The organism is Actinomadura physcomitrii (assembly GCF_008923205.2).
GTDB classification, from domain to species: Bacteria; Actinomycetota; Actinomycetes; order Streptosporangiales; family Streptosporangiaceae; genus Spirillospora; species Spirillospora physcomitrii.
On the sequence record NZ_WBMS02000019.1, the window covers coordinates 18,229 to 37,387 of the forward strand.

Here is a 19,159-nt window from a genome sequence, read left to right on the forward strand (position 1 = left end):
TGTCTCGGCAAGTGTTATTCGAGACCGGTGGTCTCGTCAAATGGTTAGGGTGGTGTCATGAGTGACAGCCGACGGCCGCACACCGGGCGCCGCCGCAACGAGGCCGCGCGGCGCGCGATCCTCGACGTCGCCGTCGACCTGCTCGGGCGCGACGACGGCGCCCCCGTCACGATCGACTCGCTCGCCGCGGCCGCCGGCGTCGGCAAGCAGACGATCTACCGCTGGTGGCCGTCCAAGGGCGCGGTGCTGCTGGAGGCGATGGCCGAACGAGCGGGCACCGACATCCCCGTGCCCGACACCGGCACGCTCCGCGGCGACCTCGAGGCGTTCCTGGCCGCGACGTTCCGGGGCGCCGGCCAGCGGCTCACCGCGTCCGTCCTGCGCAACTCGATGGCCGAGGCGCAGCGCGACCCGCACGCCCGCGAGCACATGCGGGCGTTCGTCGAGTCGCGGCGCCGCGTGCTGACCGGGCTGCTGGAACGGGCGCGCGACCGCGGCGAGATCGCGGCCGGCGCCGACCTCGCCCTGATGGTCGACCAGGTCTACGGGGTGCTCTGGTACCGGGTGCTCGTCGGGCACGGGCCGCTCGGGGACGCGCAGGCCGCGGAGCTGGCCCGCGCCCTGTCCGACCAGGCCGCCGCCCGTCTCGGCGACGCCGCCGGCTGACGGTCCGGGACCGCCGCGTCCCCTGCCGTTCGCTCGTGTGGGTGGACGGGTCTTCTTCTTTTCCGCTCTTGACAGGGCGGGGGCTGGACATCCATGGTGTGTGAACGATCACGTGAACGTTAATGTGACTCAGTCGACACCGGAAGGCTCCCTCCAGCATGAGGACCCCCCGTCCCTCCGCCCGCCCGGCCGCGGCGCTCGCCGCGGCCGCCTGCGCCGCCGCGGTGCTCCTCCCCTCCGCCGCGCAGGCCGCGCCGGCCCGGCACGCGCGCGGCTTCGACCTGCGGATCGCCACCTACAACACGTGCGGGCACGGCTGCCTGCCGACCAAGCAGGAGTGCATCGACACGATCGGCCGCGACTGCGCGACCAAGCTGGCGCCCTGGGCGGACGGCCGCGCCGCGAAGGTCGCCGACGACATCGTCCGCGCCCGCGCCGGCGTCGTCGTCACCCAGGAGATCGGCAACAACCCCACGCCGACCCAGCCGGGCGTGGACGTCGAGTCGTTCCGCGCCCCGCTGACCGCGGCGATGCGGGCGCGCGGCTACGCCGAGGCCCCCGCCGACTACGCCGGAACGCGCAACCCCTGGTACGGCTACCCGCTCAAGTCGGGCGCGGGCCGGTTCACCTACTACGACGCCCGCCGGTTCTCCGACAAGGACGAGCGCGGCCGGGCCCTCCCGCACGACCTGCTGTGGCTGCCCGACTCCACCGAGATCTACGGCAAGACGATGACGTGGAACGTGCTGCGCGAGCGCCGCACCGGCATCCGGTTCGTCGTCGTCGACATGCACCTGGAGTACCGCAAGAACGGCGCGACCGACCCCAACGGCTGGACGAAGAACTGGGACCAGGTCCGCTACGCCGACGCGGCCCGGACCGCACAGTACCTGACCCGCGACAACCCGTCCACGCGGCGGCTGCCGATCGTGTTCGCGGGCGACATGAACTCCGCCTCGAAGGAGGACGGCGCCAGCGCCTACGACGCGTTCGCCGACCTCGGCTACGCCGACTCCTTCGAGGCGGCCCCGGCGAACCGGCGCGCGAACGCCGAGTACGCCTCGTTCAACGGCGGGAAGATCCCGCTGCCGAAGTCGGAGGACAAGATCGACCACATCTTCGTCAAGGCCGGCACGCCCGTCCGGCAGTGGACGCTCGTGCCGCAGACCACCGCGCAGGCGGGCGAGCCGCGCGACCTGCTGCGCTCGGACCACAACCTGGTGAACGCCACCGTACGGATCGCGGGGGCCGGACGATGACCGCCGCCGCGGGTAACCGCTCCCTGGCCGCCGAGCTGCGCAAGGCCGATCCGGCGCTGTCCCGGTTCGACCCGCTGGACCGGATCCTCGTCCACGACGACTTCAACACCGGCACGCACGGCTGGATCGAGCTGCTCGGCAACTACGACGGGCACGGGAACCTCGACACCGTCGACGACCACATGCGCGACTTCCGGCCGCCGCAGCTCAGCTCGTGCAACTTCTTCGACGTCGGCACGCACGGCGCGATGTCGGGGACGTACGCGCTGAAGGTCGCGACCCGGCCGCTCGCCGGGCACACCGGCGTCGCGATCCGCCGGCTGACGATGGCGGGGCGCGGGCGCGTGCAGTTCGAGGCGTACCTGACGTTCAAGACCGAGGCGGCGTCGGAGGAGAACCAGGCGGCGACCAAGGCGGGCGCGGGGGAGTGGGACGCGAACCTGCACCCGTCCGAGCAGCAGTTCGGCGCGTTCACCATCGCGACCGACATCTGCGACGGCGTCCGCTACCACTGCGTCGCCCGGTACCTGAACACCGACCTGGACAACAACCTGCGGCGCGAGTGGGTCTACCCGACGGTGCCGGAGCCGACGCCGCGCGAGCACTTCGAAGGCAAGCTCAAGCTGCCGCCGACCGCCGACTTCACCGCCCCCGACCCGGACGACTGGAAGGCGTTCGGCGGGCCGCAGGAGCTCTGCTACAACGAGGTGCCCACCAAGGTCAACTGGCACTACGTGCGGTGGCTGATCGACACGAGCACCCGCTCCAACGTCGAGCTGCAGGTCAACGACACCGTCTACGACATGCGCGACGTGCCCGTCCCCCCGTACGACGAGGAGTACGGGTCCCTGCAGAACCTGCTCAACTTCTACGTCTCGGTCAGGACGCACACCGACGTGCGCAACTTCCTGTACCTGGACTCGGTACTGATCTCGGCGGACTGGTGAGGAGCCCCGGCAGCATGCGCGAGTCGTTCACGGCCGTCCTGGAACGCAACCGCACTCTCGCGGGCGAGTTCGCGACGGAACCCTACGAGGCGGCCTGGGCCGCGGAGGCGCGCTGGTTCGTCCGGACGCTGAAGCGGACCGGCGCCGGCACCCGGCTGCGGGTGACGACCCAGATCTCGCCCGACGGCCTGCACTGGTGCGACCTCGACGCGGAACGCGAGATCACCGGCGACCTGGTCAGCTGGGAGTCGGCCGGCTTCGGCGGCTGGCTGCGGCTGAAGGGCACCGTCGACGCGGGCGCGGGCGCGGGGGCGGACGCCGGGGGCGACGGCACCGGGACGGCCACCGTGATGATCTATCTCGCGCTGAAGAGCTGAGGGAGCGCCGCCATGGACCTGCGAAGGCGCGAGTTCCTCGCGCTGGCCGGGCTCGGCGCCTCGGCCGTGGCGCTCGGCGGCTGCGGCACCGCGGGCGCGGGCGGGGCCGCGCCGCGCGGGTCGCTGCGCGCCGCGTTCGGGCAGCCGGTCACCGACCTCGACCCGTACAACGCGGGCACCGCGGTGGACGAGGCGTCGCTGATCGTCAAGCGGCTGGTCTTCGACACCCTCGTCCGCCATGACGCGGCCGGCCGGCTGGTGCCCGGCCTGGCCGCGTCGTGGCGGCGCGAGAACGACACCACCTGGGTGTTCCGGCTGCGCTCCGGCGTGCGCTTCCATGACGGGAGCGCGCTGACGGCCCGCGACGTCGTCGCCTGCCTCGAGCGGACGAAGGCGGTCAAGTCGGCACAGAGTGCGCTGTGGGCGACGGTGAAGTCCGCGCGGGCCGACGACGACACGACGGTCACGTTCGTCACGGACGGGCCGATGGGGACGCTGCCGGTGAATTTGACGCTGCTGTTCATCGTCCCGGCGAAGCTCGTCGCCGACCCGGCGCAGAAGCGCCGCCCCATCGGTTCCGGGCCGTTCCGCGTCACCGGGTTCACCCCGTCCACCGACGTCGAGCTGGCCCGCTTCGACGGGTACTGGGCGGGGCCGGCCCGGCTGCCCGGCATCTCGATGCCGTTCATCGCCGAGACCTCCAGCGCGATCACGGCGCTGCGCAACGGCGACGTCGACCTGCTGTGGCCCGTCCCGTCCGACCAGCTCGGCGAGGTGAAGGGCAAGCACGGCGTGCGGGTCGCGTCCGTGCCGAGCTGGACGTACTACCTGACCTGGTTCAACTGCGGGCGCAAACCGTTCACCGACCCGCGCGTCCGGCGGGCCATGGTGCAGGCCCTCGACATGGACGAGATCGTCGGGAAGCTGTTCGGGGCGGGCGCGCAGCGGATGGACGCCCCGATCCCGTCGACGGTGTTCGGCCACGCCGCGCAGCGGCCCTACGCCCACGACCCCGGCGCCGCCCGCAGGGCGCTGCGCGACGCGGGACTCGGCGACGGGTTCACGACCACGATGATGTGGTTCGACGCCACCGGCCCCCTCGCCCGCGAACTCGCCCAGTCGATGATCTCGGCGTGGCGGGACATCGGGGTGACCGTCCGGCCGCAGAGCATCGAGAAGGCCCAGTGGCTGCAGCGCCTCAACACCCTCGACTGGGACATGGAGCTGCAGACCAACACCGTGACGACCGGGGACGCCGCCTTCACCCTCGGCCGCCTCTACACCTCCAAGGCGAACCGGATGGGCTACAAGAACCCCGCCCTCGACAAGATCCTCGCCGCGGCGGGGCAGGCCGCCGGGTCCGGCGACCGGGCCCGCCTGTACGCCGAGGCGTGCCGGATCGTCTGGGACGACGCGGTCGGCGTCTTCCCCGCCGCGCTCACCACCGCCTACGGCCTCGGCACCGGGATCACCGGGTTCACACCGGCCGCGAACAACCAGCCCGACCTGTCCACGGTCACGAGGAGGACGCCATGACGCCGCGCCGCCGGGCCACCCTGCGCGACATCGCCGCCGCGCTCGACCTGTCGGTCAACACCGTGTCCCGCGCCCTCGCCGGCAAGGACGCGGTGAGCGCCGAGACCCGCGAGCGGGTCCGCGCCGAGGCCGACCGGCTCGGGTACGTGCCGAACACGATGGCGCGGTCGCTGGTGCTCCAGAACGCGATGACGATCGGGCTGGTCATCACCAACCCGTCCAACCCGTTCTACGCCCGGCTGATCAGCGCGATCGAGGAGCGCGGCCGGGTGCACGGCTACTCGCTGATGCTGATGGTCACCGAGGACAGCGCCGACAACGAGCGGCGCGTCGCCGAGGAGCTGATGCGGTGGGGCGTCGACGGCGTCCTCGCCGTCCCCGTCCAGCACGGCATCGACCACTGGGAGCGGCTCGGCAAGTCGGGCACGCCCGTCCTGCTGCTGAACCGCGACCTGCCGGGCCTGGACGCCGACCTCGTCGGCGTCGACTACTACGACAGCGCCCGCCGCGCCACCGAGCACCTGGTGGACGGCGGCGCCCGCGAGCTGTACCTGGTCGAGGAGGACCTCGACATCTCCCCGGTCGCCGAGCGCATCCGGGGCTTTCGCGCCGTGCTGGACGAGCGCGGCATCGAGCTGCGCGACGACCACGTCCTGCGGGTGCCGACCCGCCGCCGGGAGGCCAGCTCGCAGCCCTGGGACCCGGTCGACTCCTACGCGGTCGGCCGCCGGCTCGCAGCCCGGATAGAGCCCGGCTCCGCCGTCCTCGCCGGCAACGACTACTTCGCGCTCGGCCTGTACCGCGCGTTCACCGAGCACGGCCTGTCCATCCCGGGGGACGTCGCCGTCGCCGGGCACGGCGACCACCCGTTCGCCGCCTACCTCGCCCCGCCGCTGACCACCGTCCGGCTGCCCGCCGCGCGCGTCGGCACGACCGCCGTCGACCGGCTGCTGGAGCGGATGGCGGGCGCCCCGCCCGCTGCGGACGTGCCGAGCCGGACGCTGCTGGAGGCCGAGCTCGTCGTCCGCTCCTCGACCGCGGGCCCTGCGGGCGCCCGGACCGGAGGGACGTCCTGATGGGCCGCTTCCTGCTCCGCCGCGCCGGCCAGGCCCTCCTCGTCGCCTGGGGCGCCGTCACGCTGGTGTTCGTGGTCGTCCGGATCGTCCCCGGCGACCCCGCCACCCTCATCCTCGGCCCGGACGCCAGCGCCGACCAGCTCGCCTCCGTCCGCGCCGACTTCGGCCTCGACAAGCCCCTGTGGCAGCAGTACCTCACGCACATGGGCGACGTGCTGCACGGCGACTTCGGCGACTCGTGGCGGCTCGGCGGCAGCGCGATGGGCGCCACCCTGGACCGCTTCCCCGCGACCCTCGAACTCGCCGCCCTCGCCCTGCTCATCACCCTCGCCGCCGGGTTCCCGCTCGGCATGCTGTGCGCGCGGCGGCCCGGCCGGATCCTCGACGCGCTCGTCTCCACCGGCTCCCTCGTCGGGCAGGCGCTGCCGTCGTTCTGGCTCGGCATCGTGCTGATCCTGCTGTTCGCCCGGCAGCTGCACTGGCTGCCCAGCACCGCGGGCGGCGGCCCCGAGGCGGTGATCCTGCCGTCGGTGACGCTCGCGCTGCCGTTCGTCGGCTGGCTCGCCCGGCTCGTCCGCAACGGCGCCCTGGAGGAGATCGGCAAGGACTACGTCCGCACCGCGCGCGCCAAGGGCACCGGCGAGGGCGCCGTGCTGTACGTGCACGTCGCCCGCAACATCGCGCTGCCCGTCGTGACCGTCCTCGGCCTGCTGATGGGCAACTTCATCGCCAACGCCGTCATCGTCGAGGTCGTGTTCTCCTGGCCCGGCCTCGGCTCGCTGATGGTCGACGCCATCACCAACCGCGACTACGCCGTGGTCGAGGCCGCCATCGTCACGATCACCGTCTGCTACATCGCGCTGAACCTCGTCGTGGACGTGCTGTGCGTCGCCCTCGACCCGCGCCTCACCCCGCAGAACGCATGAACGGGAGCACATCATGAGCGCCATCGCCGCCGCGCCCGCGTCCGCGCCGGCCGCCGCCGAGCCCCGCCGGCGCCGGCTGCCGGTGCGGGCGTGGATCGGGCTCGCCGTCGTCGGGCTGTTCGTCCTGGCCGCGCTCCTCGGGCCGGTCCTGATGCCCTACGACCCGGTCGCGACGGACCTGCCGCACCGCCTCCTGCCGCCCGGATCGCGGCTCGGGGACGGGTCGGTCGCCTGGCTCGGCACCGACCAGGTCGGCCGGGACATGCTCACCACCCTGCTCGCCGGCAGCCGCGTCTCGCTGCTGGTCGGCGCCGCCACCGTCCTCGCCGGCGGCGCCGTGGGGCTCGTCGCCGGGCTCGTCTCCGGCTACTTCGGCGGCTGGGCCGACGCGGTCCTGTCCCGCATCGGGGACGTCCAGCTGGCGTTCCCGTCGATCCTGCTGGCGATCCTCATCGCCGGCGTCCTCGGCCCGAGCGTCACCAACGTCGTCATCACCCTCGCCGTCACCCGCTGGGTGGTGTTCGCCCGGGTCGTGCGGGCGTCCGCGCTCGCCGCCCGCGACCTGGAGTTCGTCGACTCGGCCCGCGTCCTCGGCGCCGGCCACCCGCGGATCATCGTGCGGCACGTGCTGCCGTCGTGCTGGCAGCCGCTGCTGGTCGCCGCCACCGTCCAGATCGGACTGGTGATGGTCGCCGAGGCGTCGCTGAGCTTCCTCGGTCTCGGCATCCCGCCCGACCAGGCCTCCTGGGGCGCGACCGTCTCGGCGGGCCGCGACTACCTCGGCTCCGCCTGGTGGATCTCCACGATGCCCGCCGCCGCGCTGGCCGCCGTGGTCACCGGGGTCGGCCTCGTCGGCGACGCCTTCCGCGACCTCGCCGACCCCCGGGCCCAGCTCTGAGAGGCACCCCCATGACCATGTCAGCCGTCCACCCCGCCCCCGCCCCGCCCGCCGGGGACGCCGCCGCGGAACTGCGCGACGTCCACATCGGGTTCCGCTCCGGCCGGCACGTCACCCCCGTCGTCCGCGGCGTCACGCTGCGGCTGCGGCCCGGACGCGTCCTCGCGCTCGTCGGCGAGTCCGGCAGCGGCAAGAGCCTCACGTCCCTCGCCCTCATCGGGCTCCTGCCGCCCGGCGCCGAGATCACCGCCGGGACCGTCGCCCTCGGCGGCGACGACACCGCCGGCTTCACCGCGCGGCAGTGGCGGGAGGCGCGCGGCAGCCGCGTCGCGATGGTCTTCCAGGACCCGATGGCCGCGCTCAACCCCGGCTTCGCCGTCGGCGCCCAGATAGCCGAGCCGTTCCGGCGGCGGCTCGGCCTGAGCCGCCGGGAGGCGCGCGAGCGGGCCGTCGCGCTGATGCGCGAGGTCGGCATCGCCGACGCCGCCGCGCGCTACGGCGACCATCCGCACGAGTTCTCCGGCGGCATGCGGCAGCGCGCCGTGATCGCGATGGCGCTGGCGCTCGGCCCGTCCGTGCTGCTCGCCGACGAGCCCACCACCGCCCTCGACGTGACCGTCCAGGCCCAGATCCTGCGCCTGCTGGCCCGCCGCCAGCAGGAGGCGGGGCTCGCGACGCTGCTGGTCTCGCACGACCTCGGCGTGGTGGCGCGGATGGCCCACGACGTCGCCGTGATGTACGCGGGACGCATCGTGGAGCAGGGGCCGCTGGACGCCGTCTACACCCGTCCGGCGCACCCCTACACGCTCGGCCTGCTCCGGGCGATGCCGGACGGGCGGGAGGGCGCCCGGCTGATCCCCGTCCCCGGCCTGCCGCCGGATCCGCGGCGCCCGCCCGGCGGCTGCGCCTTCCATCCCCGCTGCCCGTTCGCGACCGACGTGTGCCGCACCGACGACCCGCCGCTCACCGAGACCGGCGGCCGGTCCGTCGCCTGCCACCACGCCGACGAGGTCGGAGCCGCTTCCAGCGTCGAGGAGGACCGATGACGGCGACCGCGCACGACACCGCGGCACCGGCCGGGGACGCCGAGGTCGTCCTGCGGGCCGTCGGCCTGGAGGCCGGGTACCAGCGGCCCGGCCGGCACGGGTTCGGCCGGCGGCGGGTGCCCGTCGTCGCCGGGCTCGACCTGACCGTCCGGGCGGGCCGGACGCTCGGCGTCGTCGGCGAGTCCGGCTGCGGCAAGTCCACGCTCGCCCGCGCGATCGTCGGGCTGATCCCCGCGTTCGCCGGGACCATCGAGTTCGGCGGGGCGGACCTCGCGTCGATGCCGCGCAGGTGCCGCCGCCGCGTGGCCCGCGACGTGCAGATGGTGTTCCAGGACCCCTACACCTCGCTGAACCCGCGGATGACCGTCGCCGCGGTCGTCGCGGAGGGCTGGCGGGTCCACCCCGGCATCGTGCCGCGCGACCGCGAGGACGCCGAGGTCGCCCGCCTGCTGGAGCTGGTCGGCCTGCGCCCCGAGCACGCCGCCCGGCGCCTGCACGAGCTGTCCGGCGGGCAGTGCCAGCGCGTCGCCATCGCCCGCGCGCTCGCGCTGCGGCCCCGGCTCATCGTGTGCGACGAGGCGGTGTCGGCGCTGGACGTGTCGGTCCGCGCGCAGATCCTCAACCTGCTGGCCGACCTGCAGTCCGAGCTCGGCGTGGCGTACCTGTTCATCTCGCACGACCTGGACGTCGTCCGGCACATCGCGGACGAGGTCGCGGTGATGTACCTCGGCACCGTCGTCGAGCAGGGCACCGCCGAGCAGGTGTTCGGCGACCCCCGCCACCCGTACACGCGGGCGCTGCTGTCGGCGGTCCCGTCGGTGCGGGACCGGCCGGACGACGCCGCCCGGGAGATCGTCCTGGAGGGCGAGGTGCCGTCGCCCGCGGCGCCGCCGACCGGATGCAGGTTCCGGACCCGCTGCTTCATGGCCGCCGAAAGGTGCGCGCAGGACGTGCCGGAGCTGACCGTCCGGGAGGGCACGGCGCACCCGGTCGCCTGCCACTTCGCGGACGCGGCCGGCACCGGCGGGGAATGATTCCGGTCGCTGGGTGAACGGCCGCGGGGCGTCCTTTGATTGGATCGGAGCATGGCTGACACCAAGAAGATCGGCGACCTCGACGTCCACCCGCTGTCGCTCGGCGGCAACGTGTTCGGCTGGACCGCGGACCGCGACACCTCCTTCGAGATCCTCGACGCCTACGCGGCGGCGGGCGGCAACTTCGTCGACACCGCCGACTCCTACATGGCCTCCGCGCCCGGCAACGCCGGCGGCGAGTCCGAGACGATCATCGGCGACTGGATGGCGGACCGCCGCAACCGCGACGCCGTCGTGGTGGCCACCAAGGTCGGGCGGCACCCCGGCCGGCGCGGCCTCGCGCCCGCGAACATCCGCGCCGCCGCCGACGACTCGCTGCGGCGGCTGCGCACCGACCGCATCGACCTGTACTACACCCACTTCGACGACCCGTCCGTCCCGGTCGAGGACATCATGGGGACGCTCGACGAGCTGGTCCGCGCGGGCAAGGTCCGCAACATCGCCGTGTCCAACATCGAGCTGGACCGGCTGGAGGCGTCGCTGGAGTTCAGCGAGCGCGAGGGCACGGCCCGCTACGTGGCCATCCAGCCGCACTACAACCTGGTGTCCCGCGACACCTACGAGGGGCCGCGCCGCGACCTCGCCGAACGGTACGGGCTGGCCTGCGTCCCGTACTACGGGCTGGCGTCGGGCTTCCTCACCGGCAAGTACCGTCCGGGATCCGAGGTGGACAGCCCGCGCGCCGGCCGGGCGGGGGAGTACCTGAAGACCGAGCGGGGGCGCCGGGTGCTCGCCGCCCTCGACCTGGTCGCCGAGGAGCAGGGCGTGCCCGTCGCCACGGTGGCGCTCGCGTGGCTCGCCGCGCAGCCGACCGTCGCCGCGCCGATCGCGAGCGCCCGCACGCTGGAGCAGCTCCAGCCGCTTCTCCAGCTGTCCCGCACCGCCCTCACCGAGGCCCAGCTCGCCGCGCTCACCGACGCGTCCGCCGGATAACCCGTCGCAGATCGGAAAAGCCGGGATGGCACCGTCCCGGGACGGTCTCAGAAGCCGGCGAGCTGCTGCGGATCGAACCGGACGGTGAAGGGCCGATCCGCGTCGACCTTGACCTCCAGGACCTCTCCGGCCTCGGCCGTGAGATCGAGCCGGTAGGTCCCGGTCCGGCCGTCCAGAACGAAGACCTGGACCCTCGGCCGCGGAAGCAGATCGGTGATCCAGTACTGCGGGATGCCGGCCGCGGCGTAGTCCTCGATCTTGCGCACCCGGTCGGTGCGCTCGCTGCCGCTGCCCGGCGACACCACCTCGACGACCAGCAGCACCTCGTGGCCGGGAAGAGGCGCCGGGCTGCGCGCCGCCATGGCGGCACGGACGACCTCGGAGGGTACCGCGAAGACGTCCGGCCTGCGGATGCCCGCCGGCGTGCCGATCTCCCAGTCGCCGCCCCTGTCCGCGTACACCGCCGCGCCCGCCTCCGCGACGGCGGCTTCCACGAACTCGTGGATCCGCCGGTAAGCGAGGTTGTGCGGTGCGCTCGGGGACAACTCGATCAGCCACCCATCCTCGAGTTCAAGGCCTCGGCCCTCGTCCTCCCGGGCATGCAGATCTTCGGCCGTGTACGGACCAAAACCGTCACGGTCATGTGCGACGCTCACGGTCCTGCTCCCATCGAAAGGCGCGACAGAACGATGCATGACCAACCTACCCCGCCCGAGATTCGCCGCTCATGGTAGTGGCACGGTGACGTTGTGGAGCGGCCGTTGATCGGATTCGATGTGCTCGCCCGGATGTGCGCGGGGGATCGTCGTCGGGACGTCCGCGGATGTCCTGATCGTCCGTAACCTGTTCTGATGCGCCGCCCCACCAAGGCCGACCTCGAAGCCGCCCGCGACCGCCTGCTCCCCGACGTCCTGCCCCCGGACGGCGCGCCGCTGCGGGTGCTGTTCAGCGGCATCAACCCGGGCCTGTACTCCGCCGCGACCGGTCACCACTTCGCCCGCCCCGGCAACCGGTTCTGGCCCGCGCTGCACCGCTCCGGCTTCACCGACCGGCTGCTGCACCCGTCCGAGCAGGACCTGCTGCCCGGCCACGGCCTCGGCATCACCAACCTCGCGCCGCGCGCCACCGCCCGCGCCGACGAGCTGACCGGCGCCGAGCTGCGCGACGGCGGGCGCCGCCTCGCCGAGCTGGTCGAGCGGCACCGCCCCGCCTGCCTCGCCGTCTGCGGCGTCACCGCCTACCGCACCGCGTTCGGCCGCCCCGACGCGAGGATCGGGCCGCAGGACGAGGCGTTCGGCCCCGCGCGCCTGTGGATCCTGCCCAACCCGAGCGGGCTCAACGCGAGCTGGCAGCTCGACCGGCTCGCCGCCGAGTTCGCCCGGCTCCGCGAGGCCGCCGACGCGCTCAGGACGAGTGGTCGAGCGCCGCGGTCGCCGCGAACATCGTGCTGATCTCGGTGACGAGCGCCGGTTTCGGCTCCCACAGGCCCGGGCTGCGGCCGAGCGCCACGATGGGCCGGGGCAGGGCGCGGACGCCGCCGAGGTGCCAGTGGTGCGCGCCCGGCTCCGCCCACGGCCCGCAGTCGCAGGAGCCGCCGCGCACGGCGGCGGAGCAGACGCCGTCGAGCTCGGCGACGGCGATGATGGCGCCGATGGTGGCGAGCGGGTCGCGCGGGTCCCAGCCGGCGGCCTGGATCAGCGGCGAGTCGCACGCCTTCAGGTCGACGCGCATGGAGGCGTGCACCAGGAGCGGGCCGCGGTAGGCCGTCGGCACGCTCTCGTTCGACACGCTCTTCCCGCCACGCGCGATCGCGAACGCCCACGGCTGCTGAACGCTCAACGCCTGCACGCGGTCACCTCCTGTCGGCCCGAAGCGTGATCGCGCGGGTCCGGCGGGACGGTCGCCGCCGGGATGCCGCGCGATGATGCCCGAGAGGCTAGGCGCATCTTCGCGCGATTGCCAATGCGGGAGGCGAGCGGCTCGTGCGAGGCCATTCCGATCCCCTTCGATCACCAGTGGGACGCGCGAGGACGGTGTCCGGTTGACGGATCACCGGGACGGGAGGGGCGCCCCGGCGCGTGCTCGCCGGGGCGCCCCTCCGCGTCCGCTCAGCCCTTCAGGGCGCCCGCCATCAGCCCGCGCATGAAGAACCGTCCGAGCAGCAGGTAGACCAGCAGCGTGGGCAGCGACGCGAGCAGCGCCTCGGCCATCTGCTGGTTGTACTGGACGGCGACCGCGCCCGACCCGGCGGTGTTGTTCAGCATCACCGTGACCGGCCAGCTGTCGGGTGCGCCGAGGAACACCGCGAACAGGAAGTCGTTCCACATCGAGGTGAACTGCCAGATGACCGTCACCGCGAACGCGGGCCCGGACACCGGCACGATGATCGACCAGTACGTGCGGATGATGCCCGCGCCGTCGACCCGGGCCGCCTCGATCAGTTCGTCCGGGATCGTCACGTAGTAGTTGCGGAAGATCAGCGTGCAGATCGGCAGCCCGTAGACGACGTGCGCGAGCACGAGCCCGCGGATGGTGCCGACCAGGCCCATGTTCGTCAGCAGCCCGGCCAGCGGGATCATCACCGCCTGGTACGGGATGAACATGCCGAACAGGAACAGCGTGAACACGGCGTCGGCGCCGGGGAAGCGCCACTTCGACAGCACGTAGCCGTTCAGCGAGCCGAGCACCGCGGAGATCAGCGAGCCGGTCACCGCGATCTTGACGCTGTTCTCCAGGCCCGGCTTCAGCGCGTCCCACGCCGAGCTCCACCCGGAGGTGCTCCAGTGGTGCGGCAGGTTCCACGCGCTGCTCGGGTCGGCCTCCTGCAGCGGCTTGAAGCTCGTGACGACCAGGACGTACACCGGGATCAGGAACAGGATCACGAACGCCAGCAGCACGACCGGCCTGGCGATCCGCAGCGTGCGGGCCGCGGCGCCGGCGCCGGCCGGGGGACGGGCCCCGCTCGCCGCCGCGGTCATCGGTTCCGCTCCGTCCGCACCGACCACACCAGGTACGGGATCACCAGCACCGCCACCGCGAGCAGCAGGTAGGTGGCGATCGTGGCGCCGTTGGCGGGGTCGTGCCGGTCGAAGATCTCCACGTACGTCGCGATCGCCGGGACGTAGGTGATGATCTGCTTGCCGGCGATCGCCATGATCAGGTCGAACACCTTCAGCGAGATGTGCCCGAGGATGATCAGCGCCGACAGCGTCACCGGGCGCAGCTGCGGGAACACCACGTACCGGTACACCTTCCACTCGGACGCGCCGTCGACGCGTGCGGCCTCGCGCAGCTCCTCCGGGACGCTGCGGAACCCGGCGAGGTACAGGGCCATGACGTAGCCCGACATCTGCCAGATCGCGGGGAGGGCCATCGCGGCCATCCCCCAGGACGGGTCCTGCCACCAGTCGTTCGCCAGCCCGCTCAGATGCAGCTTGTCGAACAGCTGGTTGAACCCGACGGCGCGCTGCGGCGGCGCCGGGTTCATCAGCCACCGCCACACCACGCCGCTGGCGATGAACGACACCGCCATGGGGAACAGGTAGACGACCCGGAACGACGCCTCGCCCCGGATCCCCTTGTCCATCAGGAACGCCAGGAACGCGCCGAGCAGGAGGGCGCCGAGCACGAACACGGCCGTGAACAGCAGCGCGTGCTTCACCGCGCCCGGCCAGCTCGGCTGGTGCCACAGGTCGACGAAGTTCTTGCCCTTGTCGAACCCGTACGGCGACACCTCGTCGTGCTTGCCGCTCAGCGCCACCCGCGTGTTCCAGAAGATCAGCCCGTAGACGAACAGGCCGATCGCCACGATCGACGGCGAGACCAGCAGCAGACCCGGCAGCCACCTCCTGCTGCGGCGCAGGTTCCAGCGGCGTCCTTTGCCCCCTCCCGTCACTGACCGCTGTTCTTCGCGGCGGCGACGAGCTGTGACTGCAGCTTGGCGACGTCCTTGCTCTGCAGGAACAGGCCCACCGCCGTGTCGATGTCGGTGTGCTGCTTCTTGCTGGCGTTGACGCCGTGCCAGAACGAGCCGGCGAGCTTGGTGGCCGGGTTGTTCCACTGCTCGAACGCGTACTTCAGGTAGCCGGTGCTGTACAGGCTCTTGTCGGCGTCCTTACGGGCGGGGACCGAGCCCTTCTTCGGGTTGAAGAGGTCCTGGCCCTCGCGGCCGGAGACCTCCTTCAGCCACGCCAGCGCCCCGGCGCGGTGCGGCGCGCCCTTCGGCAGCGTGAAGCTGTCCGACAGCCACAGGTAGGTGCCGTCGGTGCCGGGGGTCGGCGCGTACTTGAAGTCGGTGTCGAGCTTCTTGCCGAGGCCGTTCGGCGCGCTGCCGACGAAGTAGCCGTACGCCCAGTCGCCCATGATGTTGAACGCGGCCTTGCCGTCCACCACGGCCTTCGCGGCGCCCTGCCAGTCGGTGGAGGCGGCCTCGGTGGTCGTGTACTTGAGGATCTCGGCGTAGTCGCCCAGCGCCTTCGTCATCGCCGGGCTGCTCCAGTCGGCGCCCGGCTTCCACAGCGCGTTGTAGGCGTCGGTGCCGAGGTCGCCGAGCAGCACGTTCTCCAGCAGGTGGTCGGCGGTCCACTGGGCGCCGAGCGACAGCGGCACCTTCTTCGTCTTCTCCTTGACCGCCTTCAGGTCGGCGATGAACTCCGGGATCGACTTCGGCGCGTCGGAGATGCCGGCGTCCTTCAGGATCCCGGGGTTGTACCAGAGCATGTTGGACCGGTGGATGTTCACCGGCACCGAGTAGATGTGGCCCTTGTAGCTGATCTGCTGGATGAGCTGCTGCGGGTAGACCGACTTCAGGTTGTTCTCGTCGTAGAAGGAGTCGAGCGGCTCGATCTGCCCGGCCTTGATGTAGTCGAGCAGCTCGGCGCCCGCGTGGCCCTGGAAGGAGTCCGGCGGCTTGCGGTTCTGCAGCCGGCTCGCCAGCACCGCCTGGGCCTGCGTGCCCGAGCCGCCGGCGATAGCCGCGTTGACGAACTTCGTGCCGGGGTTCTTCTTCTCGAAGTCGGCCTTCATCGCGGCCAGCCCGTCGGCCTCGCCTGGACCGGTCCACCAGGAGAAGACCTCGACCTGGGACTTGTCGTTGTTGCCCTTGCTGTCATTTCCGCCGCACGCCGACAAGGCGAGAGCACCGGTCATCGCGACGGCCGCGAACGCCGTCCAGCGACGCCGGGGAACACGTCCTAGCATCGTCCGTCCCTTCGGTAACCCCCCGGGTAAGCAAGCGTCCGTTCGGGCCGTGACCGGGTCAACACCGGGGACGGAAAAGTGATCATCCGGTTATCGGGCCGGGACCGGCGCGCGGCGCGCGCCGGCCCCGGCGCAATGGTCCGGCGGACGCGGCTCCCGGACCGCCTCCCGCGGCTACCAGCCGAGCGCGGGCGGGAGCGTCGCCGTGCCGGCGTCGGGCCACTCGCGCGGCTCGCCCAGCGGCGCCAGCTCGGCGAGCTGCAGCCGGTACCACGGCGAGGCCTCCGGCCGCGCGGCGAGGTCGAGGCACTGCCGCCACGTCCACCATTCGGCGTCCTCGACCTCGTCGGGGTTGCGGCGGACGGGGGTGCCCGCCGGGACGTCGGCGCGCACCACCGGGCAGCGCTCGTTCTCCAGGGTGCCGTCCTCGGCGACCGCCCGGTACTGGAACGCCGGCAGGACGGATGTCAGGGACACGCCGGAGATGTTCAGTTCGTCCCGCAATCGCCGCAGCACGGCGTCGCGGAGCCCCTCGCCCGGACCGGGGTGGCCGCAGCAGCTGCCCGTCCAGACGCCGGGGAACGTCCGCTTCGACAGGGCGCGGCGAGTGATCAGAACGCGACCCTCCGTGTCCACCACATAGCAGGAAAAGGCCAGGTGGTACGGCGTGTCTCTATGGTGACTCGCGGCCTTGGGGGCGGTTCCGACCGCCTCGTCATCCGCGTTGAGCAGTACGATCTCTTCGACGGCCATGCTCTTTTCCTACCCCATCGGCCCCGCCGGGGTCAGTCGTTTCACACCCGGCGGGCAGGTTCCCTCCGGCGCGTCGCGGGCGAACCGGGATTAAACTCGGAACGGCCCGAGCCAGGGGAACCGGTCCCCGACGGAGGAGTTGACACGCGTGAGCCTGCTGGAGTCGATCAAAGGTCCCGACGACCTCAAACGACTGGACGCCGCGCAGCTGTCAGGCCTCGCGGACGAGATCCGCGACTTCCTCATCGACGCGGTCGCCAAGACCGGCGGCCACCTCGGCCCCAACCTCGGCGTGGTCGAGCTCACCATCGCGCTGCACCGGGTGTTCGACTCGCCCAAGGACAAGATCCTCTGGGACACCGGGCACCAGTCCTACGTGCACAAGCTGGTCACCGGCCGGCACGACTTCACCCTGCTCAAGCGGCGCGGCGGCATCTCCGGCTACCCCAGCCGGGCCGAGTCCGAGCACGACGTCATCGAGAACTCGCACGCCTCCACCGCGCTGTCCTACGCCGACGGCCTGGCCAAGGCGTTCGAGCTGCGCGGCGAGGGCGACCGGGTGGTCGTGCCCGTCGTCGGCGACGGCGCGCTCACCGGCGGCATGTGCTGGGAGGCCCTCAACAACATCGCCGAGGGCAAGGACCGCAAGGTCATCATCGTCGTCAACGACAACGGCCGCTCCTACTCGCCGACGATCGGCGGCCTCGCGAGCCACCTGGCCGCCCTGCGCGTCACCCCGACCTACGAGCAGGCCCTCGACCTCGTCAAGCGGACCGTTCCACGGGCGCCCGTCGTCGGGACCGTCGCCTACGAGGCGCTGCACGGGATCAAGAAGGGCCTGAAAGACATCCTGCAGCCGCAGGCCATGTTCGAGGACCTCGGCCTGAAGTACGTCGGCCCCATCGACGGCCACGACGAGCAGGCCGTCGAGCACGCGCTGCGCAAGGCCCGCGCGTTCGGCGGGCCGGTGATCGTGCACTGCATCACCCGCAAGGGCCACGGCTACTCGCCCGCGGAGAACGACGAGGAGGAGCAGTTCCACTCGCCGGGCCCGTACGACCGCGAGACCGGCGTGCAGAAGCCCAAGGGCCGCATCTGGACCGACGTGTTCAGCGAGGAGATGGTCGAGATCGGCCGGGAGCGCCGCGACGTGGTGGGCATCACCGCCGCGATGCTGCACCCGGTGGGGCTCGCCGCCTTCGCCGCCGCCTACCCCGACCGCATCTACGACGTCGGCATCGCCGAGCAGCACGCGGTGACGTCCGCCGCCGGGCTCGCCCTCGGCGGCCTGCACCCGGTCGTCGCGGTCTACGCCACGTTCCTGAACCGGGCGTTCGACCAGGTGCTGATGGACGTCGCGCTGCACCGCCAGGCGGTCACGTTCGTCCTCGACCGGGCCGGCGTCACCGGCGACGACGGGCCGTCCCACAACGGCATGTGGGACCTGTCGCTCCTGCAGCTGGTGCCCGGTATGCGGATCGCCGTCCCGCGCGACGGCGCCCGCGTCGCCGAGCTGCTGCGCGAGTGCCTCGCGGTCTCCGACGGCCCGACCGCGCTGCGCTTCCCCAAGGGCGCCGTGGCCGCCGACCTGGACGCCGTCGACCGCATCGGCTCGATGGACGTGCTGGCCCGCCACCAGGGCGCCAACGGCGCCGACGTGCTCATCGTCGCGGTCGGCGCGATGGCGACGCCCGCGGTCGAGGTCGGCGGGCGCCTCGCCGACCAGGGGATCGGCGCCACCGTCGTGGACCCGCGCTTCGTCAAGCCCCTCGACCCGGCGCTGTCGGCCGCGGCCGCCGCGCACAGCATGGTCGCCGTGGTCGAGGACAACGGCCGCGTCGGCGCCGTCGGCGACGCCGTGGCCCGCCTGCTGCGCGACGAGGGCGTCGACACCCCGGTCCGCACCTTCGGCATCCCGCAGGAGTTCCTCGACCACGCCAAGCGCGACCTGATCCTGGCCGACTGCGGTCTCACCCCCCAGGACCTGGCCCGCGACATCACCGAGGCCGTCGCCCGCGTCACCGCGACGGACGCGCACGAGCCCGCCACATCGGACTGAACGGCTGAGCCTGATGGGGGGTCAGATGCCCTCGGCGGACAGCAGCTGCCAGAAGTGCGTGATGGAGGCGGCGCGGGTGCCGAGCTCGCGGCCCGAGTAGGTCCACCGGCCCCGCAGCCGCCAGGGCCGCCCGGCGCCGTCCTGCACGTAGACCTGGAGCGGGAAGCACGCGTCGTGGGCGCGGATGACACCGGCCGGGTCGACGGATGGGGCGAGGCTGGGCTCGCCCTCGCACCGCACGCCCATCACGGACGTGCGCGGATCCTGGCGCAGCAGGCCCCGCGTCAGGTCGTGCACGAGCACGGAGACGTAGTCGGGTCCGAGCCACCTGAGGTCGGGCACCGTCTCGGGTGGGGGGAACCCGTACAGTTCTGGACCGACGGTCACAGG

At 72.6% G+C, this 19,159-nt stretch carries 20 protein-coding genes; 13 read left to right on the plus strand and 7 right to left on the minus strand.

Annotated elements, in window-relative coordinates; all coding sequences use genetic code 11:
* Window positions 1–57: 57 nt before the first annotated feature.
* The 11 genes from F8568_RS23705 (at window position 58) to F8568_RS23755 (ending at window position 10,758) form a co-directional block, all read left to right on the plus strand.
* Complete coding sequence (locus F8568_RS23705) at window positions 58–666, plus strand: TetR/AcrR family transcriptional regulator (protein WP_151595883.1); 609 nt, start codon at window positions 58–60, stop codon at window positions 664–666.
* A gap of 158 nt (window positions 667–824) precedes the next feature.
* The gene (locus F8568_RS23710; RefSeq protein ID WP_151595884.1) at window positions 825–1,925 is read left to right on the plus strand and encodes an exonuclease/endonuclease/phosphatase family protein; all 1,101 of its coding nucleotides are present in this window, start codon (window positions 825–827) and stop codon (window positions 1,923–1,925) included.
* Window positions 1,922–2,872 carry a DUF6772 family protein gene (locus tag F8568_RS23715; protein WP_151595885.1) on the plus strand — a complete coding sequence of 317 codons (951 nt, stop codon included), beginning with the start codon at window positions 1,922–1,924 and terminating at the stop codon, window positions 2,870–2,872. Before F8568_RS23710 ends, F8568_RS23715 begins: the two co-directional genes overlap by 4 nt.
* Before the next feature lie 14 nt (window positions 2,873–2,886).
* Window positions 2,887–3,249, plus strand: coding sequence for a hypothetical protein (locus tag F8568_RS23720; RefSeq protein ID WP_151595886.1), 363 nt, complete (start codon window positions 2,887–2,889; stop codon window positions 3,247–3,249).
* 12 nt (window positions 3,250–3,261) lie between these two features.
* A complete protein-coding gene (locus F8568_RS23725; protein WP_151595887.1) occupies window positions 3,262–4,785 on the plus strand; it encodes an ABC transporter substrate-binding protein in 1,524 nt (507 codons plus the stop codon).
* Window positions 4,782–5,861 carry a LacI family DNA-binding transcriptional regulator gene (locus F8568_RS23730; protein ID WP_151595888.1) on the plus strand — a complete coding sequence of 360 codons (1,080 nt, stop codon included), beginning with the start codon at window positions 4,782–4,784 and terminating at the stop codon, window positions 5,859–5,861. Before F8568_RS23725 ends, F8568_RS23730 begins: the two co-directional genes overlap by 4 nt.
* A complete protein-coding gene (locus F8568_RS23735) occupies window positions 5,861–6,787 on the plus strand; it encodes an ABC transporter permease (RefSeq protein WP_151595889.1) in 927 nt (308 codons plus the stop codon). Before F8568_RS23730 ends, F8568_RS23735 begins: the two co-directional genes overlap by 1 nt.
* Before the next feature lie 13 nt (window positions 6,788–6,800).
* The gene (locus F8568_RS23740) at window positions 6,801–7,685 is read left to right on the plus strand and encodes an ABC transporter permease (RefSeq protein WP_151595890.1); all 885 of its coding nucleotides are present in this window, start codon (window positions 6,801–6,803) and stop codon (window positions 7,683–7,685) included.
* Window positions 7,686–7,696: 11 nt separating this feature from the next.
* On the plus strand, window positions 7,697–8,731 hold the full coding sequence (locus tag F8568_RS23745) for an ABC transporter ATP-binding protein (protein ID WP_236009079.1): 1,035 nt from the start codon (window positions 7,697–7,699) through the stop codon (window positions 8,729–8,731).
* Complete coding sequence (locus F8568_RS23750) at window positions 8,728–9,765, plus strand: ABC transporter ATP-binding protein (protein WP_151595891.1); 1,038 nt, start codon at window positions 8,728–8,730, stop codon at window positions 9,763–9,765. Before F8568_RS23745 ends, F8568_RS23750 begins: the two co-directional genes overlap by 4 nt.
* A 51-nt stretch (window positions 9,766–9,816) precedes the next feature.
* A complete protein-coding gene (locus tag F8568_RS23755; protein WP_151595892.1) occupies window positions 9,817–10,758 on the plus strand; it encodes an aldo/keto reductase in 942 nt (313 codons plus the stop codon).
* 47 nt (window positions 10,759–10,805) lie between these two features.
* On the opposite strand, the gene F8568_RS23760 is transcribed toward F8568_RS23755, so the two are convergent.
* A complete protein-coding gene (locus F8568_RS23760) occupies window positions 10,806–11,453 on the minus strand; it encodes a Uma2 family endonuclease (RefSeq protein ID WP_151595893.1) in 648 nt (215 codons plus the stop codon).
* Between the two features lie 156 nt (window positions 11,454–11,609).
* Between F8568_RS23760 and mug the strand changes: the two genes are divergently transcribed.
* Window positions 11,610–12,209 carry a G/U mismatch-specific DNA glycosylase gene (gene mug / locus F8568_RS23765; RefSeq protein ID WP_151595894.1) on the plus strand — a complete coding sequence of 200 codons (600 nt, stop codon included), beginning with the start codon at window positions 11,610–11,612 and terminating at the stop codon, window positions 12,207–12,209.
* Here mug and F8568_RS23770 read toward each other — a convergent pair.
* The 5 genes from F8568_RS23770 to idi form a co-directional block, all read right to left on the minus strand.
* A complete protein-coding gene (locus F8568_RS23770) occupies window positions 12,163–12,606 on the minus strand; it encodes an ASCH domain-containing protein (protein ID WP_151595895.1) in 444 nt (147 codons plus the stop codon). The genes mug and F8568_RS23770 overlap by 47 nt on opposite strands.
* A 260-nt stretch (window positions 12,607–12,866) precedes the next feature.
* Window positions 12,867–13,736: a carbohydrate ABC transporter permease gene (locus tag F8568_RS23775; RefSeq protein WP_151595896.1), complete on the minus strand. Its 870-nt coding sequence runs from the start codon at window positions 13,734–13,736 to the stop codon at window positions 12,867–12,869.
* Entirely contained in the window at window positions 13,733–14,653 is a 921-nt protein-coding gene (locus F8568_RS23780; RefSeq protein WP_328600993.1) for a carbohydrate ABC transporter permease, read from the minus strand. Before F8568_RS23780 ends, F8568_RS23775 begins: the two co-directional genes overlap by 4 nt.
* Window positions 14,650–15,957: an ABC transporter substrate-binding protein gene (locus F8568_RS23785; RefSeq protein ID WP_236009080.1), complete on the minus strand. Its 1,308-nt coding sequence runs from the start codon at window positions 15,955–15,957 to the stop codon at window positions 14,650–14,652. The genes F8568_RS23780 and F8568_RS23785 overlap by 4 nt, the downstream gene beginning before the upstream one ends.
* A 174-nt stretch (window positions 15,958–16,131) precedes the next feature.
* Window positions 16,132–16,710 (minus strand): isopentenyl-diphosphate Delta-isomerase, encoded by a 579-nt coding sequence (idi, locus tag F8568_RS23790; protein WP_151595897.1) that lies wholly within the window; start codon window positions 16,708–16,710, stop codon window positions 16,132–16,134.
* 148 nt (window positions 16,711–16,858) lie between these two features.
* Between idi and dxs the strand changes: the two genes are divergently transcribed.
* The gene (gene dxs, locus F8568_RS23795; protein ID WP_151595898.1) at window positions 16,859–18,769 is read left to right on the plus strand and encodes a 1-deoxy-D-xylulose-5-phosphate synthase; all 1,911 of its coding nucleotides are present in this window, start codon (window positions 16,859–16,861) and stop codon (window positions 18,767–18,769) included.
* 21 nt (window positions 18,770–18,790) lie between these two features.
* Here the strand turns inward: dxs and F8568_RS23800 are convergent, their stop codons facing one another.
* On the minus strand, window positions 18,791–19,156 hold the full coding sequence (locus tag F8568_RS23800; RefSeq protein ID WP_151595899.1) for a hypothetical protein: 366 nt from the start codon (window positions 19,154–19,156) through the stop codon (window positions 18,791–18,793).
* Window positions 19,157–19,159: the final 3 nt, after the last annotated feature.